This is a genomic window from Brachybacterium sp. NBEC-018 (genome assembly GCF_024860185.1).
GTDB lineage: Bacteria > Actinomycetota > Actinomycetes > Actinomycetales > Dermabacteraceae > Brachybacterium > Brachybacterium rhamnosum.
Genome location: NZ_CP100650.1, coordinates 2,149,451 through 2,173,216, shown reverse-complemented (window position 1 = coordinate 2,173,216; position 23,766 = coordinate 2,149,451). Strand labels below are relative to the sequence as shown.

The window sequence follows — 23,766 nt, the reverse complement described above, 5'->3', positions numbered from 1 at the left end:
GCCGACGCACGACGAGGGCCTCCATCCTGATCGGATGGAGGCCCTCGTCGTCGTCCGGTGCCCGTCGCGCTCAGGAGCGCCAGCTGGTGCGCGTGACGCTCACGGTCGTGCCGGCGGCATCGGTGGAGGTGACGGTGACGGTGCGGCACTGCAGCGCGATCCGGTCGCGCAGCCCCGAGGGGGCCGGGGTGTCGCAGCAGCTGCGGCGCACGAGCTCCTTCAAGCGCCTCAGGCGCTCGACCTCGTCCGCACACTCCGGGCAGTCCGCCGTGTGCGCGGACATCCTCTCCGCGAGCTCCTGGGGCAGCTCGCCGTCGAGCGCCTCCTCGAGCCCGTAGCGCAGGTCGCGACGGGGATCCTCCCCTGCCTCCTCCGGCGTGCTCCGCATGCTCATCGTTCCTCCTCCCCGGCCTCGTGGTCGGTCGTGTGCTGATCGGTGGTTCCCGCCTCGGCGCGGCGCAGGTAGCCGAGCGAGCGGGCGTGGTCGGAGAGCAGGTCGCGCAGCTGGCGGCGTCCCCGGTGGAGCCGCGACATGACCGTCCCGATGGGGGTGTCCATGATCTCGGCGATCTCCTTGTAGGCGAAGCCCTCGACGTCCGCGAGGTACACCGCCATGCGGTAGTCCTCGCGCAGCTCGGCGAGGGCGTCCTTCACCGCGGAGTCCGGGAGGCTCTCGAGCGCCTCGGTCTCCGCGGAGCGCAGCCCGCGGCTGGTGTGGGACTCGACCTCGGCGAGCTGCCAGTCCTCGACGGAGTCGCTCCAGGACTCCTTGGGACGACGCTGCTTCTGCCGGTAGGTCGAGATGTAGGTGTTGGTCATGATCCGGTAGAGCCATGCGCGCATGTTCGTGCCGGGGGTGAAGCGGTCCGCCGCCCGGAAGGCCTTCATGAAGGTCTCCTGGACGAGGTCCTCCGCGTCCTGCGGGTTGCGGGTCATGCGCAGGGCGCCGCCGTAGAGCGCGTCGAGGTGCGAGAGCGCCTCGGTCTCGAAGTCGAAGGCGTTCTCCGGGGCCGGGTCCGGGGTCACGGCGAGGGGTGCGGGGTCGCTCGAGCTCATCGTGTCCCAACTTACGCCAGCATCACCGGGGCACGCGCCCCGGCCGCCGCCCGCGAGGGCTGTCGCCGTCATCCGCTCTCCGTCCGTCCCGTCCGATCGGTCCCTGGGCGGCGCGCCGTGCGCACCACCCCCGGGTGCAACGCCCCGGACGGCCCGGGTGTTCCCCGCGCGGTAGGCTGGCGCCGGTGACAGGGGTCTCCCCGTCCACCCCCGGCCGGTCCGGGGACCGGGCGCGACCCCGTCGCACCGCCGCAGCCGTCGACATCGTGAGGACACCGAGGACACCATGGCACTGGTCCGTCGCATCGCCCGCCCCCTGCTCGCCGCCCCCTTCATCCTCGAGGGCGTGCGCACCGCACTGCACCCCGAGCGGGAGACGGAGGTGTACCCGAAGGCCTTCGAGTCCGCGGACGCCAAGCTCGCGCAGTCCTCGGCCCCGGGCTTCGTCGACGTGCGCACCGTGGTCCGCGCGACCGGTGTGGTGGCCGCGGGCGCCGGCCTGCTCTACGCCACCAACAGGGCGCCCCGCGCCGCGGCCGTGGCCCTGCTCGCCACGACCTCCGTCGGCTGGGTCGGCCGCAAGAAGGTCTGGGAGCTCCGCGGCGAGGAGCGCCTCCGCGAGGTGCAGTCGATCCTCGTCGACGCCGGCCTCCTCGGCGGGCTGCTGCTCGCGACCGTGGACCACGACGGCCGCCCCTCCCTGGGCTACCGCATGGACCGCCTGGTCGAGCGCTCGCAGAAGGCCGCCGCCGCCAAGCAGCGCGAGCTCGGGAAGAGCGCCGCGAAGGTGGAGAAGAAGGTCGGGAAGTCCGTGAAGGACGCGAAGGGCACGGCCGAGAAGAAGCTCGCCGCGGTCCAGGGCTGAGCGCGTGACCACCGACGTCCTGTGGACCGCGCCGGTCGCACAGGGGCCGGTCGACGCCCTCGTGAGGGTGCCGGGCTCGAAGTCGCTCACGGCCCGCTGGATGCTGCTCGCGGCGATCGCCGACGAGCCCTCGCGGCTCACGGGCGCGCTCGTCTCCCGGGACACGCGACTCATGCGCGACGCGCTCGAGCGGCTCGGCGCCCTGTTCTCCGTGGAGGACGGCGCGCTCTCGGTGGTGCCGATCCCGCCGCCGGGCGAGCACCCGGCCGAGCCGATCGAGATCCACTGCGGCCTCGCGGGCACGGTCATGCGCTTCGTGCCGATGCTCGCCGCGCTCCATCACGGGGACGTCCGCTTCACCGGTGACGACGGCGCCCTCGTGCGGCCCATGGGCGCGGTGCTCCAGGCCCTGCGCGCCCAGGGCATCGAGGTCACCGAGCACGGCGAGCCCGATCGCCTGCCCTTCACGGTCCACGGTCGCGGGAGCCTGCGCGGCGGCCGCATCGAGGTCGACGCCTCCGCCTCGAGCCAGTTCATCTCCAACGTGCTCCTCACCGGTGCGCGCGGGGAGGAGGACCTCGAGCTCGTCCACGTCGGGCCGACGCTCCCCTCGCTCCCCCACATCGACATGACGATCGAGACGCTCGCGCAGGCCGGCGTCACCGCCTCGCACGACGTCGATCCCGAGGGCCGCCACCGCTGGCGCGTGACCCGCGGCTCCCTGCACCTGGACGAGATCACGGTCGAGCCGGACCTCTCCAACGCGGGCCCGTTCATCGCTGCCGCGCTCGTCACCCAGGGCACGATCGCCGTCTCGGACTGGCCGGAGACGACGACGCAGCCCGGGGACGCGTACCGCGAGCTGCTCACCCGCATGGGGGCGGAGGTCTGGCGCGAGGAGGACGAGATGCTCTTCCGCGGCGACGGCAGCCTCCACGGGATCGATGCGGACCTCTCCGCCGTCGGCGAGCTCACCCCGACCATCGCGGCGCTCTGCGCGCTCGCGGACTCCCCCAGCCGGCTCACGGGCGTCGCGCACCTGCGCGGCCACGAGACGGACCGTCTCCAGGCCCTCGCCGCGGAGCTCACCAAGCTCGGCGCGCGCACCACGGAGCTCGAGGACGGCCTCGAGATCGTCCCCGGTCCCCTGCGCGGGACGGTCTTCGAGACCTACGCGGACCACCGCATGGCCACGGCCGCGGCGATCATCGGGCTGCAGGTGCCCGACGTCCGCGTCGTCGACGTGGCCTGCACTTCCAAGACGCTCCCGGACTTCGTGGGGATGTGGCTGTCGATGCTGCACACGGAGGCCCCGGAGGGCGGCACCCCGTGAGGAGGGGTGCGCGGGACCTCGACGAGTCGGACGTCCGCGTCCGTCCCAACCGTCGCGGGTCCCGGCCGCGCACGAAGGACCGCCCCGCCCATGCGGACGCCGTGCAGGCGCGCGTGATCGCCGTGGACCGCGGTCGCTGGCGCACGGTGGTCGACGCGGGCGGCGAAGGACAGCGGATCGTCACGGCGATGCGCGCCCGGGAGCTGGGCCGCTCCCCCGTGGTCCCCGGGGACCTCGTGGGTCTCGTCGGCGACACCTCCGGCCGCGACGGCTCGCTCGCGCGGATCGTCCGCATCGAGGAGCGCAGCTCGTTCCTGCGCCGCAGCGCGGACGACGACGACTCGACCGAGCGGCCGCTCGTCGCGAACGCCGACCTCATGGTGATGGTCACCGCGCTCGCGGACCCGGAGCCCCGCGGCGGCATGATCGACCGCTGCCTGGTCGCGGCCTTCGTCGCCGGGATCCCCGCCCTGCTCGTGCTCACGAAGGCGGATCTGCGCGCCCCCGAGGAGTTCCTGCGCACCTACGCGCCGCTCGGGCTGGACCACGTCGTCACCCATCAGGAGGCCGACGGGACGATCGTGGGTCTGGACGCGCTGCGGGAGCGGCTCGAGGGGAACGTGAGCGTCCTCGTGGGCCACTCCGGCGTCGGGAAGTCCACGCTGCTGAACGCCCTCGTGCCGGGGGTCGGGCGGGCCACCGGCGCGGTCAACGATGTCACCGGCCGCGGCCGCCACACCTCCTCCTCCGCGCTCGCCGAGCAGCTTCCTGGCGGCGGCTGGGTGATCGACACCCCCGGCGTGCGCTCCTTCGGGCTGGGGCATGTCGCGCCCGAGCAGCTGCTGGACGCCTTCGTCGATCTGGCGGAGCTCGCCGAGCAGTGCCCCCGCGGGTGCACCCACCTCGAGGACGCCCCGGACTGTGCGCTCGACGCGCTCGTCGAGGCCGGGGAGGCCGGCACCGCCGGGCCGGCCCGCCTCACCTCCTACCGGCGCCTCGCGGTGACCCTGCGCAAGAACGATCCCTGGGACGTCTGAGCGCGGCGAGGTGGACGGCCAGGGCCTCGCGTCGCTGCGGGCCCGGTGGGCCGCGACCGCCTAGGGTGTGACGCATGTCCAGCCGATACGCCGATGACCTGCGCCTCGCCCACGTGCTCGCCGATGCCGTGGACCAGCTGACGATGTCCCGCTTCAAGGCGCAGGACCTCGAGGTCTCCACCAAGCCGGACCTCACCGAGGTCACCGACGCCGACCGCTCTGCGGAGGAGCTCGTGCGCGCACAGCTCTCCCGCTCCCGCTCCCGGGACCAGGTGATCGGCGAGGAGTTCGGCTCGAGCGGCTCCTCCCCGCGGCAGTGGGTCATCGACCCGATCGACGGCACGAGCAACTTCGTGCGCGGGGTCCCCGTGTGGGGCACCCTGATCGGCCTCGTCGAGGACGGCGAGCCCGTGGTGGGCCTCGTCTCCGCTCCCGCGCTGTCGCGGCGCTGGTGGGGCGGCGAGGGCGCCGGCGCCTGGACGGGGCCGCGGCTGAGCTCCGCGAGCCGGCTCCAGGTCTCCTCGGTGGACAGCATCGAGGAGGCGTCGCTGTCCTACTCCTCCCTGCACGGCTGGGCGGACATCGACCGCCTCCCGCAGATGCTGAACCTCATGCAGCGCTTCTGGCGCACCCGCGCCTACGGCGACTTCTGGTCCTACATGCTGCTCGCCGAGGGCGCCGTCGACGTCGCCACCGAGCCCGAGCTGAAGCTCCACGACATGGCCGCCCTCGTCCCGATCATCACGCAGGCCGGCGGCCGCTTCAGCTCGCTCGACGGCGAGCCCGGCCCGTTCGGCGGCAACGCCGTGGCGACCAACGGCCTGCTCCACGAGGAGGTCCTCGAGGCGCTCGCGGCACGCGGCTGAGCCCGTCGCCGCCGAAGGCCCTGAGCGACGCGCGACGGCCGTGCACCGACGCCGCTCGGACGGACGGGATCCGTGGAGCGGCCCCCGCTACGATGTGAACGACCTGCGCGCCGGGACCCGGGAGGGTCCGCCGCGCGCCTGCCATCGGACCCTCGGAGGACCTGCCTCATGACCGTCAAGCGCGTCGCACTGCTCACCGCCGGGGGCTACGCCCCGTGCCTCTCCTCCGCCGTCGGCGGCCTCATCGAGCGCTACACCGAGCTGGTGCCGGACGTCGAGATCATCGCCTACAAGCACGGCTACTGGGGCCTGCTCTCCGACGAGAAGATCGTCGTCGACGAGACGGTGCGCGCGAACGCGCACGTGCTGCACGACTTCGGCGGCTCGCCGATCGGCAACTCCCGCGTGAAGCTCACGAACACCGCGGACCTCGTCAAGCGCGGCCTCATCGCCGAGGGCGAGGACGCCCTCGAGGTCGCCGCGAAGAAGCTGCAGGCGGACGGTGTGGACGTGCTGCACACGATCGGCGGCGACGACACGAACACCACCGCCGCGGATCTCGCGAAGTACCTCGCGGACAACGACTACCCGCTGCAGGTCGTCGGGCTGCCCAAGACGATCGACAACGACATCGTCCCCGTCAAGCAGTCCCTCGGCGCGCGCACCGCCGCGGAGCAGTCCAGCCTCTTCGCGCAGAACGTGCTCGCCGAGCACGGCTCGAACCCGCGGATGCTCATCATCCACGAGGTCATGGGCCGCGCCTGCGGCTACCTCACCGCGGAGGCCGCCCGCTACTACCAGCAGTGGCACTCCCGCCAGCAGTGGCTCCCCCAGATCGGCCTCTCCGCCGAGAAGTGGGACGTCCACGCCGTGTTCCTGCCGGAGCTGAAGCTCGACATCGACGCCGAGGCCGCGCGCCTGCGCACCGTCATGGACGAGGTCGGCAACGTCAACATCTTCCTCTCGGAGGGCGCCGGCATCCCCGAGATCGTCGCCGAGATGCAGGCCCGCGGCGAGGAGCCCGAGAAGGACCCCTTCGGCCACGTCAAGCTCGACACGATCAACCCCGGCCAGTGGTTCGCGAAGCAGTTCGCGGAGAAGCTCGGCGCGGAGAAGGTCATGGTCCAGAAGTCCGGCTACTTCTCGCGCTCCGCGAAGGCGAACGCCGACGACCTGCGCCTGATCAAGTCGATGACCGATCTCGCCGTGCAGGTCGCCCTCGAGGGCGGCTCCGGCCTGGTGGGCCACGACGAGGAGCAGGGCGACGTGCTGCGCGCGATCGAGTTCTCCCGCGTCGCCGGCCACAAGGCCTTCGACGTCTCCCAGCCGTGGTTCCACGAGGTCATGGAGCGCACCGGCCAGGGCGTCGTCCCCGCCGAGAAGCACTGAGCCCGGCCACCCCGAGCCGCTGAGATGGCGCCGCGGATCCTCACCTGGCGCCGCGGCCTGCGCGCGCTCCTCCGTCCCGGAGGGGCGCGCGCCGTCGTCTCCCGGGTGGACGACTCGCCCCTGTGGGCGCCCGGCCGGCCCCGGCAGGGCATGCTCGGCGACTGCTGGGTGATGGCCTCGATGCTCGCGGTCCACGAGACCGCGCCGGAGCGCCTGCGCGCCCTGCTCGCCGAGCAGGCCTACGGCGCCGTGCTCGTCACCCTCCCCGGGGCGGCGCCCATGCGCGTGGAGCGCTCACTGCCGGTCGACGAGCACGGCCGCTTCCTCTACGGACGGATCGACGGGCACGGCCCCGGCTGGGCGGGCGTGCTCGAGAAGGCGATCGCCGAGCACGTCGCCGGCGGGTACGGCTTCCTGCAGCGGGGGCTCGCCCGCTACGGGCTCCAGATCCTCACCGGCGGCCGCGGGCGGATGCTGCTGCGCTCCCCCGACGCCGGGACGATCCGCCGCTGGCGCGCGGAGCACCGCGCGATCACCGCGTCGACGCATCCGCTGAGCCCGCGCGTCAGGACCGAGCACGGGCCGCTGCCACCCGACCACGTGTTCGCCGTGGTCGACGCCGATCCGCGCACCGGGCACGTGCAGCTGCGCAACCCCGTGCGCCCCGCCGCGCTGCTGCGGGTCGACGCCCGCAGCTTCCGCCGCGGCTTCCTCGCCGTGGACGTCACCGCTCCCCTGCGCTGAGCGCTCCCTTCCTCGGCCGACGGAGCCGCGCCGCACGAGGAGCCCGGCGCGGGATCTCCGGGCTCAGGAGCGGCGGGCGACCGTGTGGTCGAGCGTGCCGAAGACGTCCAGCCAGGCGTCCGCCACGAGACGGTGTCCGGCGATCGTGGGGTGCACACCGTCCTGGGCGATGCTCGCGGGCGTGTGCCCGACGGCCCAGGCGTCCTCGAGCACGGCCTCGAGGTCGACGATCGCCGCACCGAACTCCTTGCCGAGCGCGCGGATGATCGCGATCTTGCGGTCCAGCTCCCCGTGGTACCCCGCCTTCTCCTCGTCGACGTCCGCCACGAAGGGCAGCACGAGCAGCACGGGCAGGCCCGGTCGGGAGGCGGAGAGCTGGTCGAGCAGGAAGCGGTAGTCCGCCTCGAAGTCCTCGTCGGAGACGTGCTCGCCGCGGGTGAAGCCGTGCCACACGTCGTTGACGCCCACGTAGATCGTCACGACGTCCGGGCGCAGGTCCAGGCAGTCCGCGTCGAAGCGCTCACGCAGGTCCAGGACCTTGTTCCCGCTGATGCCGCGGTTGATCACGGTCGCGGTGGGCTCGTGGGCGGCGAAGTGCTCGGCGAGCAGGCGCACGTACCCGAAGCCGAGGCCCTCGGGGTCCTCGGTGCGGCTGCAGTCGGTGATCGAGTCGCCGATGAACACGAAGGTGCGGGGCGCGGGCGCGGACGTCATGGTCATGCGCACATCCTGCCAGAGCGGGGACCCGATCGAGCGGTCCGGTCCGCCGTCGAGGATCCGGTCGCCGGCCCCTCCGACGAGGGGGTGGGACCGCCGACGGCACGCCATGCCCCTTTTGCGACGTACCTCCTGTTGCGAGGGGGTTTCTGGTGATGCTTCCCTTCAGATGCGCGCCCCCTCCCCACCGGGCGGAACGGTCGACGCCGGCGACAGCCGGCACTCCTCCACCATCCCGCCTCCCTCGCCCTCGAGGACCTTCCCCACGGGCGCGCGGTCGCCGGCCCGGAGCCGCGACCTCCCCGTGACCCGAGGACACCTCCATGCCGATTCGCGACCTCTCCCCTCGCCCGGATCCGGGCCCTGCCGGCGCCGCCCCGGTGACCGCCCGCCTCGCGCGATCACGACGCCTGCGTGCGCTGAGCGCCCGAGGGCTCACCGCGCTCCTGCTCGCCGCGCTCGGCGCGGCCGGGGCGATCTCCCCCGCGAGCGCCGAGGACTCCGCGCGCACCGACAGCCTCCAGCTCGTGCGCTCGGGCCAGCTGCTGCTCTCCGGGAAGATCGGGGCGCGGAGCGCGGAGCGGACGATCCGGTTCGGCCGCGCGACGGACGTCATCGTCCTCGGCGACTGGGACGGCGACGGCGTGGACACCCCCGCCGCGTACCGCGCCGGGACCGTCTACCTCAGCAACGACCTCAGCGGGAAGGCGACGTCGACCTTGACCTTCGGGCCGCGCACCCTCGCACCGAAGGATCTCGTCGTCGGCGACTGGAACGGGGACGGCAAGGACGGCCTCGCGTACAAGGTGGCGGGCAGCAACCGCATCGTCTCCACCGAGAGCACCCGCGGCAGGGCCACGACCTCCACGACGACGTTCGGCCGCTCCACGGACACCCTCGTCGCCGGCGACTGGGACGGCGACGGCAAGGACGGCATCGGCGTGAAGCGGGGCAGCGTGCTGCACCACCGCAGCACGATCCGCTCCGGCACCGCGAAGCAGGCCACGATCGGGACCGGCGAGTTCCTCGTGGGCGACTTCGACGGCGACGGCAAGGACACCGTCGCCACCCGCTCGGGCAACGTCGTGACGATCAGGAACCGGCTCGGCTCGAGCCCCGTGGCGCGCAAGGTCGCCTACGGCCGCTCGACCGACAGGATGCTCGTCGCGGACGTCGGCCTCGGCGGCGGGACCGCACCGCAGTCCGTCGTCGGCTCCACGGCGTTCACCCCGGCGGTCGAGAAGAGCTGGGGCCTCGGGTCGGGCTACGCCGCGAACTCCGTGAACACGACCGTCTTCCGCGCGAGCTCCGTCACCACGGGCGTCGTCGACGGCACGACGAGGCAGTTCACGGCCTGGTACGACGGCACCGGCAATCTCATGCTCGCCCAGCGCGCCCTGGGATCGGACCGCTGGACGGTGCGCGACTCCGGCAAGGACGGTCCCGTCCAGGACGCCCACAACTCCATCAGCATCGCCGTGGACGGCAAGGGATACCTCCACGTCGCCTGGGGCATGCACTCCTCGGCGCTGAGGTACGCGGTCTCCACCTCCCCCGGGTCCCTGACGCTCACCGAGAACCGGAGGATGACCGGGAGGAACGAATCCGCCGTCACCTACCCGCAGTTCCTCCGCACCAGCACCGGCAACCTGTTCTTCCTCTACCGCGACGGGGTCTCCGGCGACGGGTCCCTGTCCATCAACCGCTACGACACCGCCCGCGGGAGCTGGTCGCAGGTCGCCAGCACGGTGATCGACGGCGAGGACAAGGGGTCGCCGTACTGGCAGGCGGCCCTGGACTCCCGGGATCGGATCCACCTCAGCTGGACCGTGCGCCGCAGCGGGTCCGTCTCGACCAACTCGCACGTGTACTACGCGCGGGCGACCGACGCCACGAACACCCGCTGGCAGACGAGCACCGGCACGGCGCTCGGGACCCGGATCTCCGCCACCGGCGGCGAGCGCATCGCCGAGGTCCCCGAGGGGTCGAACCTCATGAACCAGACGTCCATGACCACGGACGACCGCGACCGCCCCTACCTCGTCTCCTACTGGAACGACGACCAGGCCGTGCCGCAGTACCGGCTCCTGCGCAACCTCGGCGACGGATGGGAGTCCTCGACGGTCGGCACCCGCACGACGCCCTTCGATCTCGAGGGGGTCGGGACCAGGTCCGTGCCGATCGCCCGGCCGCAGGTGGTCGTCCAGGGCTCCGGCACGCAGGCGAAGGTCTCCGTGCTGATCCGCGACGTCGAACGCGGCTCGAAGGTCTCGATGCTGACGAGCACCTCCCCCATGGACCGCTCGAACTGGGTCGCCCAGGACCTCACCACGACCTCCGTCGGCGCCTGGGAGCCGTCCTACGACGTCGAGCTCTGGCGCGAGAAGGAGCAGCTGGTGCTGTTCGTCCAGAACACGGTGCAGAGCATCGGCAACGGCGAGCAGCTCGCCGATCAGGGCGCGACGAACGTCTACGTCGTGACGGTGCGCGACTGACGGACCCCGCGTCCGTCCCGGCGAGGCGCGGCGGCCCCCGGGGGCGCCGCGCCTCTCCCCTCTCGAGGAGGGTGCCCATCCCTCCCTGCACGATGAGCGGTGCCCCCCCCACGGGGACGCGGGGGCCGGGGCCTGCGCGGGCACAGGGAAAGGGCCCGTGCCCAGCATTTCTGCTGGACACGGGCCCTTCTTCGTAGCGGGGGCAGGATTTGAACCTACGACCTCCGGGTTATGAGCCCGGCGAGCTACCGAACTGCTCCACCCCGCGGCGACATGAGTAACTCTACGACGACCGAACCCGCAGGTCCAATCCATAGGGGTCGAACGTGGGCCAAGCCACGTTCACGCGCTGTTCACGCGCGTTCCCGTGCCCGAGCGGCCTGCCCGCCCGCCGTGATCGACGGGCGGGCAGGCCGCGAGGATCGGGTCGGTCAGCCCTCGCCGCCGTCGGACGGCGATCCGGTGGGAACGCTCTGCCCCATCTCCTCCTGCGCCGCGATCGCGCGGTTCAGCGCATCGGAGACGCGGTCCTGGGCCTCGCCGTAGGCGGCCCAGTCCCCCTTCTCCATCGCCGCATCCGCGTCCTTGACGGCCTGGTCCATGTCCGCGAGCGCCTGGTTCAGACGCTCCTCGGCGGAGCCCTGGTCTCCGCTCGCCGGGGCCTCGGTCTGCGTGCCCTCGTCCCCTGCGGGAGGCTCCGTGGTCGTGGCGTCACCGGTCTCGGCGTCGACGGCGCCGCTCGCACCGCCGGTGTCGCTCACGGAGGCGTCACCGGCATTGGCGCCGGAGTCGCCGCCGAAGACGAGATCGAGCGCCTCGTCCAGCGTGGGAGCGAAGCCGATCTTGTCGCCGAAGGAGACCAGCACCATCTGCAGCAGCGGGTACTGCGTGCCGCCGCCCGCGGAGGAGGACTGCAGGTACACCGGCTGCACGTAGAGCAGACCGCCGCCGACCGGCAGCGTGAGCAGGTTGCCGTTGATGACCTCGGAGTTGCCGGACTTCAGCAGGTTCAGCGCCCGCGAGACGTTCGGCTCCGAGTTGAAGGTCGCCTGCACCTGCCCCGGACCGTTGACCGGGTTGGACGCCGGCAGCACGAGCAGCCGCATCCGGCCGTAGCTCTCCGCGGGGTTGCCCTTCTCGCTGCCGGTCTCCGAGTCCACCGCGAGGTAGCCGGTGAGCACGTTCTGGCCCTGCTGCGGCCGGTACGTCGAGGACACGGTGAAGCGGGGGGCGTCCGCCCCCGGCACCTGCATCGTGAGGTAGGTCGGAGGCTGCGCCGCCTGCTCCCCCGAGGTGCCGTCCGGGTTCTCCGGGGCCGGCTTCGTGGGATCGGGCGTGACCTGCCAGAAGTCCTGCTGGCCGAAGAACTCCCCGGCGTCCGTCACGTGGTACTTCGACAGCTGCTCGCGCTGGGCCTTGAAGTAGTCCGCCGGGTAGCGCAGGTGGCTCATGAGCTCGCTGCTGATCTCGGTGTGGTCGTGCAGGGACTTCGGGAACACCTCGTTCCACGCCTTGAGGATCGGGTCCTCGGTGTCCCACGCGTAGAGGGTCACCGAGCCGTCGTACGCGTTGACCGTGGCCTTGACCGCGTTGCGCATGTAGTTCGCGTTCGGCACCCGGTTCTGCGAGGTGTCCCCCGCCGACGTCTGCGAGTCCGTGACGACGGAGTCGAGGTCCAAGGACGTCGAGTACGGATAGCGGTCCGACGTGGTGTAGCCGTCGATCACCCACACGAGCGAGCCGTCCACGACCGCCGGGTACATCTGCGAGTCCAGCGAGAGGAACGGGGCGACCTCGCGCACACGCTCCTGCGGGTCGCGGTCGTAGAGGATCTGCGACTCGTCGTTGACGTAGCTGGAGATGAGGATGTTGGGGTCGCGGAACTTGATCGCGTACAGCAGGCGGTTCACGAAGCTGCCCACGGACGGGCCGCCGTCACCGGTGAAGGTGTAGTTGACCTGGTCGCCGCCCTCGTCATCGGTGCCGCCGGACTGGTAGTCGAACTCCTCGAGCTCCGAGCCCTCCGGGGCGCCGACGATCGAGTAGTCCGGGGAGTGCCGGCCGAAGTAGACGCGCTCCTCGTAGTCCCCGAAGGCGCCGGAGCCCGGCACGCCGGACTCGAGGAAGGTGGGCTCGCCGTCGCTGCTGCGCTGGTTGCCGTAGGCCGCGGCGGTGCCGTAGCCGTGGGTGTAGACGATGTGCTGGTTGACCCAGCCCTGGGTGTCCAGCTGGAACCGGTCCGGGCGCAGCTCGCGCACGCCGATCACGGTGTCCTGCTGCTGCCCGTCGATCTGGTAGCGGTCCACGGAGAGCACGTCGTCGAAGCCCCAGTAGCGACGGTTCGCCTCACGCTGCTGGAAGGTCGGCGCGATGACGTTGGGGTCCATGAGGCGGATCTGGGCGGTGGTCGCCGCGTCCTCGCGCAGGGCGCCGGGCTCGGCGTCCGTCGTCGCGGTGTAGGGGACCTCCTCGACGCCGTCGATGCCGAAGGCGGCACGGGTCGCGTCGATGTTGCGCTGGATGTACGGCTGCTCGAGGGTGCGCTCGTTCGGGCTCACCTGGAAGCGCTGCACGGCCCAGGGGTAGATGTTCCCGACCACGAGGGTCGCGAGGATCATCAGGCCGGCACCCACGGCCGGGATCCGCCAGTCCGACCGGAAGATCCACAGGACGAACAGCGCGGCCACCACGATCGCGGAGATCGCGAGGATCGTCTGCGCGGGGAGGATCGCGTTGACGTCCGTGTAGGACGCGCCGTCGAAACGGCTGTGCGTGCCCACGAGGAGGTCGTAGCGGCGGAACCAGTGGCCCGCGCCGAGCAGCACCACGTAGATCGCGGCGAGCACGCCGAGGTGGCGGCGGGCCGATCGGGTGACCTCGAGGCCGCTCTCCTGCCCCCAGGCGACGCCGCCGTAGACGAAGTGGCCGATGAGCGCGCCGACGATCGCCACGAGGAGGACGAACTGCCCGAAGGAGATCACGAGGTCGATCAGCGGCAGCTGGAAGACGTAGAAGGAGATGTCCTTGGAGAAGATCGGATCGGTCTCGCCGAACTGCTGCGGGTGCAGGAAGAGCTGCACGTCCTGCCAGCGTCGCGCGGCCGCGAGACCGCCGAAGGCGCCGATCACGATCGGCGCGGCGATGGTCAGGCCGCGGCGCAGCGGCTCCACGGCGGTGCGGAACTGCTCGAGGGCCTCCTGCTCACGGGTGACCGGCGGATACACCGGGCGGCGCAGGTAGGACAGGCGGAGGCTGAGGAAGAGCGGGGCCGCGAAGAGCAGGAAGCCGAGCGCGAAGAGCACCGCCTCCGTGCCCCAGCGCACCACCAGCACCTCGGTGACGGCCAGCTGGTCGAACCAGAGGTACTTGGTCCAGACCTCGGAGGCCAGCAGCAGCACGAGCACGACGAGGGCGAGCACGCCCAGCGTTATCGCCAGCGGGGAGATCCGCCGCCGGCTCGGGGCACCTCCCTCCGGCGCAGGTCGGGGTCGGGGGGTGTCGCCGAAGGGCGCGGAGAAGCTCACAGATGTCCTCGGGTCGTGCAGCTGGGGACCCCGACGTGCGAACGACGGACCGCGGGCCCCGGATACAGTGGGGAGTGACCACCGGCAGTGGTGGTCCCCACCATTCTGTCAGGTCGACCGCGAAGGGCGGCTCACGATTCGATGACGACTCCGGACCCTCTGGATGCCCCCACCGCCGCGCTCGCGGCCGCCGTGCTCGAGGTCGCCCGTCATGTGGCCGAGGAGCCGCTCCCCGCACCGCGCTGGTTCGCGCTCGCGCGGGTCTCCGAGCTGCTCGCCGCCTCGCCGTCGCTCGCCTCGCTGCTGGGGGTCGAGGAGGCCGCCGCCGGGGAGAGCGCCGCGGACGAGCACGCCCTGACCCCCGTCGAGCTCGACGACGCCGCGGCCGCCGGGCCGGGCACCGCGCCCACGGACCCGCTCGAGGGCCTCGCGAGCATCGCCTGGCCGGATCTGGCCGTCGGCGGGGCGCTGGCCTGCGATCTCGCCGCCTCCGCCTGGACGGTGCGCGCCGAGGAGGGCCAGGAGACGCTGCCGGCCGGCTCGACGCTCCGGATCGTCGTCGCCGCTCTCGAGGACGGCACCACGTGGTCCGCCGTGCGCAGGCCCGGCGGTGACGGCTTCGTGCTGGGTGAGGCCCTCGTGCCGGAGCTGTCCTCCGCCCTGCTGCAGTCCCTGCGCGAGGACGGCTGAACCTCGCCCTCGTGCTCGGGGCGCTCCCCGCGCTCGGGGGCCGGGACGATCCTGCATCGCCCCGGCCCCGGCGCGCGCAGGGGTGCGCTCACGCGACGGCGACGGCCTCCTCCGGGATCGTGACCTCCTCCTCGCCGGGGGTGAGGACCTCCCCGGTGTTCGGGTCGTGCTCGGGGATGGTGTCCAGGCGCAGGCGGCCCTTGTAGGTGGCGCTGCCCCAGACGAGGTCCACGGCGACGCTCTCGGCGTTGATCTGGAGGTCCGTGCGATCCGTGCCGGCGTCGTCCTGCCACGTGTTCGTGCTCAGCCGGCCGGTGACCACGACGGGGTTGCCCTTGCGGACCGAGGAGAGCACGTTGGCCCCCAGCGCGGGGCCGGTGAAGACGGTGTAGAACTCGGACCTGAGGTCCTTCCAGGTCTGCGACTCGCGGTCGAAGTAGCTGTCGGTGACCGCGACCCGCAGCTTGGCGCCGTTGCCCTGGGTCTTCGGCTGGGGGTCCTCGGTGAGGTTCCCGCGGATGGTGATGACGGTGGCGTCCTTCATGGGGGATGTCCTTCCCTGTGCCGGGAGGCTCCCGGCGCCGGCACCGTGCCGACTGCCCTCACTGTCCCGTCGCCCCGCCCGTCGGAGCCATGCCACGGGCAAGGATGTGGACAGACCCCCGATGGGGAGGAACGACCTGCCCCCGGATGCGCGAGGACGGCCGGCCCCCATCACGGGGACCGGCCGTCCGTCGGCTGCCCGGGACCTGCCGGGCGGGGTCGATCAGGCCTGCGGCACGACCAGGCCGGAGGCGGTCGAGGTCGCGGCCTCGAAGCGCTTCTGGACGTCGGCCCAGTTCACGATGTTCCAGATCGCCTTGACGTAGTCCGCCTTGACGTTCTGGTAGTCGAGGTAGAAGGCGTGCTCCCACATGTCCAGCTGGAACAGCGGGATCGTCGCGACGGGCACACCGTTCTGCTGGTCGTAGAACTGCTCGATCACGAGGTTCCCGCCCACGGGCTCGTAGGCGAGGATCGCCCAGCCGGAGCCCTGGATGCCCAGCGCCGCGGCGGAGAAGTGCGCGCGGAAGGCGTCGAAGGAGCCGAACTGGTCGTCGATCGCGGCGGCGAGCTCGCCGGTCGGCTTGTCGCCGCCCTCCGGCGAGAGGTTCTTCCAGAAGATCGAGTGGTTGGTATGACCACCGAGGTTGAAGGCGAGATCCTTCGACAGCTGGTTCACGGTGCCGAAGTCCTCGGCCTCGCGCGCCGCGGCGAGCTTCTCGAGCGCCGTGTTCGCACCCTTGACGTAGGTCGCGTGGTGCTTGGAGTGGTGCAGCTCCATGATCTTGCCGGAGATCGACGGATCGAGAGCGCCGTAGTCGTAGTCGAGATCGGGAAGCGTGTACGTGGACGCAGCCATTCGGATCATCCCTTCGAGGTGTCGTGCGCGGGAGCCGCAGGTGCGGGTCCCGCCGTGGATTCATCCTGCCACGTGCACTCCGCGAATGGTCCGGGCAGTTCACGGGGAGCGAACACTCCCCGCCTCCCCGGAGCCGCCGTGACCGGCGCATCGCACGGTCGTCGGCCCCGCGCGCCACAATGGGCGGATGCGCACAGGCCCGCAGGATCCCGCTCCCGACCCCGGGGAGGGCACCGGCCTGCCCGCCTCCTTCTCCCCCGCGACGACCGCCTGGTTCGCCGAGTCCTTCGCGGGCCCCACCCCGGCGCAGCGCGGCGCCTGGGCCGCGATCGAGCGCGGGGAGGACACCCTCGTCGTCGCCCCCACCGGATCCGGCAAGACCCTCGCCGCCTTCCTCACCGCGATCGACCGCCTCACGGCGGCGGCGCCGGAGGAGCCTCCGGCGCCGCCCCGCGGTGCCCGCTCCGCGCGCGGCGCCCGGGAGCGACGGCGCACCTCCGTCCTCTACATCTCGCCGCTCAAGGCGCTCGGGGTGGACGTGGAGCGGAACCTCACCTCGCCGCTCGTCGGCACCGCCCGCGCCGCCGAGCGGCTCGGTCTGCCGCGCCGGGAGATCAGCGTCGGCGTGCGCACCGGGGACACCCCTGCCGCGGAGCGCCGCCGGCTCGCCGCGCATCCCCCGGACGTGCTCATCACGACCCCCGAGTCGCTGTTCCTCATGCTCAGCTCGCAGGTGCGGGAGACGCTCACCGCCGTGGACACGGTGATCATCGACGAGGTCCACGCGGTCGCCGGGACCAAGCGCGGCGTGCACCTCGCGCTCTCCCTCGCCCGCCTCGACGCGCTGCTCGAGCGGCCCGCGCAGCGGATCGGGCTCTCCGCGACGGTGGAGCCCGTGGACGAGGTCGCCGCCTTCCTCTCCGGGGCGGGGCGCCGCCGTGACGTGACCGTGGTGCGCCCGCCCTCGACGAAGCGCTGGGACCTCGCGATCACGATGCCCGTCCCCGATCTCCAGGCGATCGAGCCGCCGGCGGACGCGGTCGACGACGAGGACGTCTCCGGCACCATCTGGCCGCACGTGGAGCGGGCGGTGCTCGCGGAGGTCCTCGCCCACCGCTCGACGATCGTCTTCACGAACTCCCGCAGCCAGGCGGAGCGGCTGACCGGCAAGCTCAACCGGCTCCACGCCCGCCGCATGGCCGCCGATCCCTCGCCGCTGTCCGACGGGGCCGACGGGGCCGACGGGGCGGAGCGGGTCGAGGGCCCCGACGGCGCCGAGGTGGAGGACATCGCCCGCGCCCACCACGGCTCCATGTCCAAGGAGATCCGCGCCCAGATCGAGGACCAGCTGAAGTCCGGCAGCCTCCGCTGCGTCGTCGCGACCTCCTCCCTCGAGCTCGGCATCGACATGGGCGCCGTCGACCTCGTGCTGCAGGTCGCCGCGCCGATGAGCGTCTCGAGCCTGCTCCAGCGCGTGGGGCGCGCCGGGCACGACGTCGGCGCCGTCTCCCGGGGTGTGCTGCACCCGCTGCACGCGATGGACGTGCTGCGCTCCGCGGTCGCCGTGCAGGAGGCGGTCGCGGGCCGCATCGAGCCGCTCTCCGTGCCGCGCAACGCCCTGGACGTGCTCGCCCAGCACACCGTCTCCGCCGCCGCGATGGAGGACCTCCAGGTCGAGGAGTGGTTCGAGCTCGTGCGCAGCGCGCACCCCTATCGCGCGCTGCCCCGCGCGGCCTTCGACCAGACGATCGACCTGCTCGCCGGCCGCTACCCCTCGACCGCCTTCACCGAGCTGCGACCGCGGCTCGTCCACGACCACGAGACGGGCACGCTCTCCGGGCGCCCGGGCGCCCAGCGCCTCGCCGTGACGAGCGGCGGCACGATCCCGGACCGCGGCCTGTACCCCGTCCATCTGGTCACCGGGGACGACGACACCCAGCAGCGGCGCGTGGGCGAGCTCGACGAGGAGATGGTCTACGAGTCCCGCCGCGGCGACGTCATCACGCTGGGCACCACGAGCTGGCGGATCGAGGAGATCACCGCCTCCCGGGTCACGGTCTCCCCCGCCTTCGGCCTCACGGGCCGGATCCCCTTCTGGCACGGCGACGGCGACGGTCGTCCCGCGAGCCTGGGCCGCGCCCTGCAGGCCGCGCAGGCGGAGCTCGCCGCCCTCCCCCGCGAGGAGGCGGAGGGCCGGCTCGAGTCGCTGGGGCTCGACGACAACGCCCGCACCGTGCTGCTCGACCAGCTCGCCGAGCAGCAGCAGATCACGGGGGCGGTGCCCGGGCCGGGGCAGCTCGTCGTGGAGCGCTTCCTCGACGAGCTCGGCGACTGGCGGGTGGTCCTGCACTGCGCGCTCGGCCAGCGGATCACGGGCCCCTGGGCCCTCGCCGTCGGCGCCCGCGTCGAGGAGCGCTACGGGCTCGACGGCCAGGTCATGGCCGCGGACGACGGCATCGTCCTGCGCATCCCGCACGGCGAGCAGCCGCCCGGCGCGGACCTCTTCGTCTTCACCCCGGAGGAGATCGAGGAGGAGGTGCGGCGGCTCGTGGGCTCCTCCGCCCTCTTCGCCTCCCGCTTCCGCGAGTGCGCCGCGCGGGCGCTGCTGCTGCCGCGCCGGGACCCGAACCAGCGGGCGCCGCTGTGGCAGCAGCGCCAGCGCTCGGCGCACCTGCTCGAGGTGGCGCGCCCGTACCCCGACTTCCCGATCATGCTCGAGGCCGCCCGCGAATGCCTCCAGGACGTCTACGACCTCCCCTCCCTCGTGGACCTCATGGGTCAGGTGCAGCGTCGGACGGTGCAGGTGCGCGAGGTCGAGACCGAGGCGCCGTCCCCCTTCGCCCGCTCGCTGCTGTTCGGCTACCTCGCCCAGTTCATCTACGACACCGACGCCCCGCTCGCGGAGCGCCGCACGGCCGCGCTCGCCCTGGACCAGTCGCTGCTCGCGGAGCTGCTGGGATCGGTGAGCCTGCGCGAGCTGCTGGACGCCGAGGTGATCGCGGAGGTCGAGCAGCGCCTGCAGGGCCTCGCCGAGGAGCGGGCGCTGCGCACGGCGGAGCAGGTCGCGGACGCCCTGCGACGGCTGGGCCCGCTCACCCGCGCCGAGCTCGCCGATCGGGCCGCCGGCGAGCTCGACGTCGATGCGGCGATCGAGGAGCTCGAGCGGGCGCGGCGCGTGATCACGGTGCGCTTCGCGGGCGCCGAGCACGTGGCCGGGATCGAGGACGCCGCGCTGCTGCGGGACGCCCTCGGCGTGGCCCTGCCGCCCGGGATCCCCGAGTCCCTGCTCGCCCCCGTGGACCGCGCCGTCCCCCAGCTGCTGCAGCGCTGGGCACGCTCGCGCGGTCCCTTCCCCGCGGAGCACGCGGTCGAGGCGCTCGGTCTCGCCCCCGGCGTGGCCCGGGCCGCTCTCGAGCAGCTGGCCTCCGAACGGGTCCTCCAGACCGGCGAGTTCACCCCCGGCCGCACCGGGGAGGAGTGGGTGGACGCGGAGGTGCTGCGCCGGATCCGGCGCGCGAGCCTCGCCGCGTCCCGCCGCGACATCGCCCCGGTGCCCGGCCCTGTCTACGCGCGCTTCCTGAGCAGCTGGCAGCACCTGGTGCCGCGCCGGGCCGACGGGCGCCGCGCCCGCTCCGACTGGCACGGCCGGGACGGGCTGCTGTCGGTGGTCGACCAGCTCACCGGGGTGTCGCTGCCGGCCTCCGCCTGGGAGTCGCAGGTGCTCCCGGCGCGACTGCCCGAGGTCACGCCGGCGCTCGTGGACGCCGCCTTCGCCGCCGGCGAGCTCGTGTGGACCGGGCACGGCCGGCTCGGCGCCGACGACGCCTGGGTGCGCCTGCACCTCGCGGATGCCCTGCCGCTCGGCCTGGACGCCGCGGAGCTCGACGCGTCGGCCTCCGCGCTCACGGAGGGCTCCACCGCGGCGCGGCTGCTGGCCCTGCTGCGCGGGACGCCCGGGGCGCTGCGGACCGGGGAGCTCCTCACCGCGCTCGCGGCGGAGGGCGCGGCGGTCCCGCCGGAGGAGCTGCAAGAGGCGCTGTGGGAGCTCGCGCTCGCCTCCCTCGTCACGAACGACTCCTTCGAGGCGCTGCGCGTGCTCACCCGCGGCAGCGCCCCGCGCTCCCCCCGCTCGCGCACGCCCGGACGCTCCCGCACGCTCAGCCGCCGCGGTGCCGCCCGGCTCTCCGCGGCGATGATGCGGCAGGGCGCGTCGAGCCCGTCGGAGCTCGTCACGGGGCCGACGGGCGCCGGGAGGTGGTCGGCCGTGCGCGTGGAGCCGGTGGACCCGGCCGCACGGGCCGGTGCGCTCGCGACGCTGCTGCTGGACCGGCACGGGGTCGTCACCCGCGGTGCGATGGACGTCGAGGACCTGCCGGGCGGCTTCGCGGGCGTGTACCGCGTGCTGTCAGTGCTCGAGGAGAACGGCAGCTGCCGCCGCGGCTACTTCGTGGACGGCCTCGGCGCCTCCCAGTTCGCCCCGGTCGAGGCCGTGGACCTGCTGCGGGACCGCGAGCGGGAGACGGAGGAGCGCTCCGGCCCGTCGCCGGAGGTGGGCGCCGTGGCGCTCGCCGCGACGGACCCGGCGAACCCCTACGGTGCGTCGCTGCCCTGGCCGGCGCTCGCCCCGGCACCTCCGGAGGGCGCGACCGTCCGAGCGGCCCGCCGCGCGGGCGCCCTCGTGCTGCTCGTGGACGGTCATCCCCTCGCGTTCGTCGACAAGGGCGCCCGGAGCCTGCTGTGGTGGGCCGACGGCGAGCTGATCACCCCCGCCGCGGAGCAGCTGGTGCGCGCCGTCGTCGAGGACTCCCGCCTCCCCCAGCTGCAGATCGAGCGGATCAACGGCCATGCGATCGGCGCGGAGCCCGTCACGGGGATCGCGCAGGCGCTCGTGGACGCCGGCTGCTACCGCTCCCCGAAGTCGCTGCGCGTGCGGGCAGGAGGCCGCTGATGCCGGAGGGGGACACCGTCTTCCGCCAGTGCCGGATCCTGCACGAGGCGCTCGCGGGCGCGACGCTCACGTCGAGCGAGCTGCGCGTCCCGCGGCACGCGACCGCGGATCTCACCGGCTGGCAGGTGCGCGAGGTGCGCCCGCGCGGCAAGCATCTGTTGATCCGCCTCGTGCCGCCCGAGGCGTCCGGGGCGCCGCCGATGACCCTGCACTCCCATCTGATGATGGACGGCATCTGGCACGTGGACGGCCGCGCCCTCCGCTCGAGCGACACGAGCGCCGGGCCGCGGGACCTCGCGACGATCCGGATCCGGCTCGACGCACGGCACGACGACGGCCGCGAGGTGCGGGCGATCGCCTACGAGGTCCAGCAGGTGCGGCTCCTGCGCACGGCCGACGAGCCCGAGCTCGTGGGCACGCTCGGACCGGACCTCCTGGACCCCGACTGGTCCGACGGGCACCGGGAGCGCGCGATCGCGAACCTCGCCGCGGAGCCCGACCGGCCGATCGGACTCGCCCTCCTGGACCAGCACCTCCTGGCCGGGGTGGGCAACATCTACCGCAGCGAGCTGTGCTTCCTGCGCCGGGTGCATCCCGCGGCGCCCGTCGCGCAGGCCGGGGACCTCGGCACGCTCGTGGACCTCGCCCGCCGGCTGCTCCTGCTGAACGCCGAGCGGGAGGTGCGGGTCACCACCGGCGGCATGCTGGGCCGGGACGGCGACCTCTGGGTGTACGGGAGGGGCGGGCAGCAGTGCCGCCGCTGCCGCGCCCGGATCCAGCGCTCCGAGATCGCCGAGCCGCGCCTCGAGGGGACCGAGGGCCGGGTGTTCTGGACCTGCCCGCGCTGTCAGGGTCCCGACCCTCGGGGCGCCGCGACGGGACCTCGCGCCTGGTCCCCGCACCTGGGACGGGGCCCGTCGGACGGTCGGAGGGCTCCCGGCGCGGACCGTCCGTGGGACGGCCGAGGCCGCACGGATCGCTAGACTCGGGGCGGCGCCGGGCGGATCGGGGATCCTGCCCGCCGCGCCTCGCCTCCATAGCTCAATGGATAGAGCAACGGCCTTCTAATCCGTCGGTTGCAGGTTCGAGTCCTGCTGGGGGCACCTGACCTGCATGGATGCCCTGGCAAGGGGTTCCCGAGGGGCCGAGTCGACAACTGCTCGACGCGTTGATGCGGACCGCTCTGCGACGGTCGCTCCGACGTTGGCCGACCGGCCGCTCCTGATGGCGAGAGGCCATGGGCACGCTCCGTGCACGGGTCCGTGGTCCACGAAGCGGCGAGCGCCTGTCCGGGGGATAGCCGGTCCCCCGACGGAGCGATGTGCACCGCGGATCCGCTTCCTAGTGTCGAGGACATGTCACGACTCAGCGTCCCCCTGCAGTTCCTCACCGTCCTGGCCTGGTCCGGGCTCTCGAGCATCGTCGTCGGTGCGGTGGGCGGCAGCGCCCTCGCCGTGCTCCCGCTCGGAGTCGGATCCGCCGTCGTCGCCGTCCTCCTCTACCGATGGATCGTCTCCCGCACCGAGCGCCGTGCCGTGGACGAGCTCTCCTCGACCGGCGCCATCCGCCCCCTCCTCCTCGGCGCCGTCGTCGGCATCGGGCTGTTCACCCTCGCGATCGCCGGCATCGCCGCTCTGGGCGGCTACCACGTCACGGGGCCGGGCACCGTCCAGGGACTGCTCTGGTACGTGGGCTTCATGGCCATGGCGGCCGTGAGCGAGGAGCTCCTCTTCCGCGGCATCCTGCTCCGGCACGTCGAACGATGGTTCGGCACCTGGATCGCTCTGATCGGGACGGGCATCGTCTTCGGGCTCATGCACCTGCTGAACCCCGACGCGACCCTCTGGGGCGCCATCGCCATCGCCGTGGAGGCGGGCGGCATGCTCGGCGCCGCGTGGATCGCGACCCGACGGCTGTGGCTGCCCATCGGCCTGCACCTCGGCTGGAACCTCGCCGAATCCGGGATCTTCGGGACTGCCGTCTCCGGCAACGGCACCAGCTCGGGACTGCTCGCATCGGCCCCCGCGGGACCGACGGCGATCAGCGGCGGCGTGTTCGGTCCCGAGGCGAGCGTGGTCTCCGTGGCGGTCTGTCTCGCGGTCACGGTCGTCCTGCTGGCGATCGCCCGTCGCCGGGGGCTCGTCGTCCCCCTGCATCGGCCGCAGCGGACCTCGACCGGGACCCGCGCACCCGGGGCCCTGCCCGGTGCGTCGGCGGGGACCCGAGACGGATCCTGATGCCGCATGCCGTGCCGCTCGCGGCGGCCCCCTCCCTGATCGCGCGGCGATGGGCGGGGGCCGACCGCCGTTCAGGACACGGCGAGCGCGATCAGCCCATCCCCCCGTGCTGCGTCAGGTACAGGCCGACGCCGGGCACGATGATCAGCAGCCCCAGCACGATCCAGCCGAAGCGGGCGAGAAGGTTCAGCGCGATCCCCCAGCCGGCGCGACCCCGGGCATGGGTTTCGCGGCTCCGCGAGGAGAGCCCGAGGTACAGCCCGATCGCCGGTGCGACGAGGATCCAGCCGGCCAGGAGCGAGCAGACACCGAGGACGAGGCTCGCGGTGCCGCGCCCCGTCCCGGGGTTCCCGGCGGCGTACATCACGGCGGGGGCGGAGGTCTGAGGACGAGAGGTCGTGGACATGCCACCACGCTAGGAACCGCGTTCCGTCGCCGTCGTCAGCCCGCAGGTGGTCCCGGC

Annotated in this window: 18 protein-coding genes and 2 tRNA genes; 12 read left to right on the top strand and 8 right to left on the bottom strand. The window is 73.1% G+C overall.

The genetic code is table 11. From position 1 onward, the window contains the following. Positions 1–70: 70 nt before the first annotated feature. Both NLU66_RS09855 and NLU66_RS09850 read right to left on the bottom strand, forming a co-directional pair. Positions 71–394 carry a zf-HC2 domain-containing protein gene (locus NLU66_RS09855; RefSeq protein WP_259359533.1) on the bottom strand — a complete coding sequence of 108 codons (324 nt, stop codon included), beginning with the start codon at positions 392–394 and terminating at the stop codon, positions 71–73. Further along, positions 391–1,056 (bottom strand): sigma-70 family RNA polymerase sigma factor, encoded by a 666-nt coding sequence (locus NLU66_RS09850; RefSeq protein WP_137770464.1) that lies wholly within the window; start codon positions 1,054–1,056, stop codon positions 391–393. The genes NLU66_RS09855 and NLU66_RS09850 overlap by 4 nt, the downstream gene beginning before the upstream one ends. A gap of 286 nt (positions 1,057–1,342) precedes the next feature. Between NLU66_RS09850 and NLU66_RS09845 the strand changes: the two genes are divergently transcribed. The 6 genes from NLU66_RS09845 (at position 1,343) to NLU66_RS09820 (ending at position 7,290) form a co-directional block, all read left to right on the top strand. Beyond that, positions 1,343–1,921, top strand: a complete 579-nt coding sequence (locus tag NLU66_RS09845; protein WP_259359532.1) for a hypothetical protein — start codon at positions 1,343–1,345, stop codon at positions 1,919–1,921. A 4-nt stretch (positions 1,922–1,925) separates the two neighbouring features. Next, the gene (aroA, locus tag NLU66_RS09840) at positions 1,926–3,254 is read left to right on the top strand and encodes a 3-phosphoshikimate 1-carboxyvinyltransferase (protein WP_259359531.1); all 1,329 of its coding nucleotides are present in this window, start codon (positions 1,926–1,928) and stop codon (positions 3,252–3,254) included. Next, the gene (rsgA, locus tag NLU66_RS09835) at positions 3,251–4,291 is read left to right on the top strand and encodes a ribosome small subunit-dependent GTPase A (protein WP_259359530.1); all 1,041 of its coding nucleotides are present in this window, start codon (positions 3,251–3,253) and stop codon (positions 4,289–4,291) included. Before aroA ends, rsgA begins: the two co-directional genes overlap by 4 nt. A gap of 74 nt (positions 4,292–4,365) precedes the next feature. Next, positions 4,366–5,157, top strand: a complete 792-nt coding sequence (gene hisN, locus NLU66_RS09830; RefSeq protein WP_259359529.1) for a histidinol-phosphatase — start codon at positions 4,366–4,368, stop codon at positions 5,155–5,157. 168 nt (positions 5,158–5,325) lie between these two features. Further along, a complete protein-coding gene (locus NLU66_RS09825) occupies positions 5,326–6,546 on the top strand; it encodes a pyrophosphate--fructose-6-phosphate 1-phosphotransferase (protein ID WP_259359528.1) in 1,221 nt (406 codons plus the stop codon). A 24-nt stretch (positions 6,547–6,570) separates the two neighbouring features. Then, positions 6,571–7,290: a C2 family cysteine protease gene (locus tag NLU66_RS09820; protein WP_259359527.1), complete on the top strand. Its 720-nt coding sequence runs from the start codon at positions 6,571–6,573 to the stop codon at positions 7,288–7,290. A gap of 63 nt (positions 7,291–7,353) precedes the next feature. On the opposite strand, the gene NLU66_RS09815 is transcribed toward NLU66_RS09820, so the two are convergent. Next, positions 7,354–8,010 (bottom strand): SGNH/GDSL hydrolase family protein, encoded by a 657-nt coding sequence (locus tag NLU66_RS09815; protein WP_259359526.1) that lies wholly within the window; start codon positions 8,008–8,010, stop codon positions 7,354–7,356. Positions 8,011–8,330: 320 nt separating this feature from the next. On the opposite strand from NLU66_RS09815, the gene NLU66_RS09810 reads away from it, so the two are divergent. Continuing rightward, a complete protein-coding gene (locus NLU66_RS09810; RefSeq protein ID WP_259359525.1) occupies positions 8,331–10,502 on the top strand; it encodes a BNR repeat-containing protein in 2,172 nt (723 codons plus the stop codon). Positions 10,503–10,696: 194 nt separating this feature from the next. Here the strand turns inward: NLU66_RS09810 and NLU66_RS09805 are convergent. Together NLU66_RS09805 and NLU66_RS09800 are read right to left on the bottom strand one after the other, a co-directional pair. Continuing rightward, positions 10,697–10,770 (bottom strand) — tRNA-Met (locus NLU66_RS09805). A 163-nt stretch (positions 10,771–10,933) separates the two neighbouring features. Beyond that, the gene (locus NLU66_RS09800) at positions 10,934–14,026 is read right to left on the bottom strand and encodes a UPF0182 family protein (protein WP_259359524.1); all 3,093 of its coding nucleotides are present in this window, start codon (positions 14,024–14,026) and stop codon (positions 10,934–10,936) included. 141 nt (positions 14,027–14,167) lie between these two features. Here NLU66_RS09800 and NLU66_RS09795 point away from each other — a divergent pair, with 141 nt between their 5' ends. Beyond that, positions 14,168–14,716, top strand: coding sequence for a PPA1309 family protein (locus NLU66_RS09795; protein ID WP_259359523.1), 549 nt, complete (start codon positions 14,168–14,170; stop codon positions 14,714–14,716). An 88-nt stretch (positions 14,717–14,804) separates the two neighbouring features. On the opposite strand, the gene NLU66_RS09790 is transcribed toward NLU66_RS09795, so the two are convergent. Continuing rightward, positions 14,805–15,260, bottom strand: a complete 456-nt coding sequence (locus tag NLU66_RS09790; RefSeq protein ID WP_259359522.1) for a single-stranded DNA-binding protein — start codon at positions 15,258–15,260, stop codon at positions 14,805–14,807. Between the two features lie 222 nt (positions 15,261–15,482). Further along, positions 15,483–16,118 carry a superoxide dismutase gene (locus NLU66_RS09785; RefSeq protein ID WP_137770453.1) on the bottom strand — a complete coding sequence of 212 codons (636 nt, stop codon included), beginning with the start codon at positions 16,116–16,118 and terminating at the stop codon, positions 15,483–15,485. 187 nt (positions 16,119–16,305) lie between these two features. On the opposite strand from NLU66_RS09785, the gene NLU66_RS09780 reads away from it, so the two are divergent. The 4 genes from NLU66_RS09780 (at position 16,306) to NLU66_RS09765 (ending at position 23,303) form a co-directional block, all read left to right on the top strand. Next, positions 16,306–21,066: an ATP-dependent helicase gene (locus tag NLU66_RS09780; RefSeq protein WP_259359521.1), complete on the top strand. Its 4,761-nt coding sequence runs from the start codon at positions 16,306–16,308 to the stop codon at positions 21,064–21,066. Beyond that, entirely contained in the window at positions 21,066–22,049 is a 984-nt protein-coding gene (locus NLU66_RS09775) for a DNA-formamidopyrimidine glycosylase family protein (protein ID WP_259359520.1), read from the top strand. The genes NLU66_RS09780 and NLU66_RS09775 overlap by 1 nt, the downstream gene beginning before the upstream one ends. 47 nt (positions 22,050–22,096) lie before the next feature. Beyond that, positions 22,097–22,169 (top strand) — tRNA-Arg (locus tag NLU66_RS09770). Between the two features lie 252 nt (positions 22,170–22,421). Then, positions 22,422–23,303 (top strand): CPBP family intramembrane glutamic endopeptidase, encoded by an 882-nt coding sequence (locus NLU66_RS09765; protein ID WP_259359519.1) that lies wholly within the window; start codon positions 22,422–22,424, stop codon positions 23,301–23,303. A 91-nt stretch (positions 23,304–23,394) separates the two neighbouring features. On the opposite strand, the gene NLU66_RS09760 is transcribed toward NLU66_RS09765, so the two are convergent. Beyond that, on the bottom strand, positions 23,395–23,709 hold the full coding sequence (locus NLU66_RS09760) for a hypothetical protein (protein WP_259359518.1): 315 nt from the start codon (positions 23,707–23,709) through the stop codon (positions 23,395–23,397). Between the last annotated feature and the right edge of the window lie 57 nt (positions 23,710–23,766).

Excerpts from the sequence above, each read along its gene's own strand:
- NLU66_RS09775 (WP_259359520.1), top strand. The coding sequence starts at position 21,066 with ATGCCGGAGGGGGACACCGTCTTCCGCCAGTGCCGGATCCTGCACGAG.
- hisN (WP_259359529.1), top strand. The coding sequence starts at position 4,366 with ATGTCCAGCCGATACGCCGATGACCTGCGCCTCGCCCACGTGCTCGCC.
- NLU66_RS09760 (WP_259359518.1), bottom strand. The coding sequence starts at position 23,709 with ATGTCCACGACCTCTCGTCCTCAGACCTCCGCCCCCGCCGTGATGTAC.
- NLU66_RS09815 (WP_259359526.1), bottom strand. The coding sequence starts at position 8,010 with ATGACCATGACGTCCGCGCCCGCGCCCCGCACCTTCGTGTTCATCGGC.
- NLU66_RS09785 (WP_137770453.1), bottom strand. The coding sequence starts at position 16,118 with ATGGCTGCGTCCACGTACACGCTTCCCGATCTCGACTACGACTACGGC.
- NLU66_RS09780 (WP_259359521.1), top strand. The coding sequence starts at position 16,306 with ATGCGCACAGGCCCGCAGGATCCCGCTCCCGACCCCGGGGAGGGCACC.
- NLU66_RS09850 (WP_137770464.1), bottom strand. The coding sequence starts at position 1,056 with ATGAGCTCGAGCGACCCCGCACCCCTCGCCGTGACCCCGGACCCGGCC.
- NLU66_RS09820 (WP_259359527.1), top strand. The coding sequence starts at position 6,571 with ATGGCGCCGCGGATCCTCACCTGGCGCCGCGGCCTGCGCGCGCTCCTC.
- NLU66_RS09845 (WP_259359532.1), top strand. The coding sequence starts at position 1,343 with ATGGCACTGGTCCGTCGCATCGCCCGCCCCCTGCTCGCCGCCCCCTTC.
- NLU66_RS09855 (WP_259359533.1), bottom strand. The coding sequence starts at position 394 with ATGAGCATGCGGAGCACGCCGGAGGAGGCAGGGGAGGATCCCCGTCGC.
- NLU66_RS09825 (WP_259359528.1), top strand. The coding sequence starts at position 5,326 with ATGACCGTCAAGCGCGTCGCACTGCTCACCGCCGGGGGCTACGCCCCG.
- NLU66_RS09790 (WP_259359522.1), bottom strand. The coding sequence starts at position 15,260 with ATGAAGGACGCCACCGTCATCACCATCCGCGGGAACCTCACCGAGGAC.
- NLU66_RS09795 (WP_259359523.1), top strand. The coding sequence starts at position 14,168 with ATGACGACTCCGGACCCTCTGGATGCCCCCACCGCCGCGCTCGCGGCC.
- NLU66_RS09810 (WP_259359525.1), top strand. The coding sequence starts at position 8,331 with ATGCCGATTCGCGACCTCTCCCCTCGCCCGGATCCGGGCCCTGCCGGC.
- NLU66_RS09765 (WP_259359519.1), top strand. The coding sequence starts at position 22,422 with ATGTCACGACTCAGCGTCCCCCTGCAGTTCCTCACCGTCCTGGCCTGG.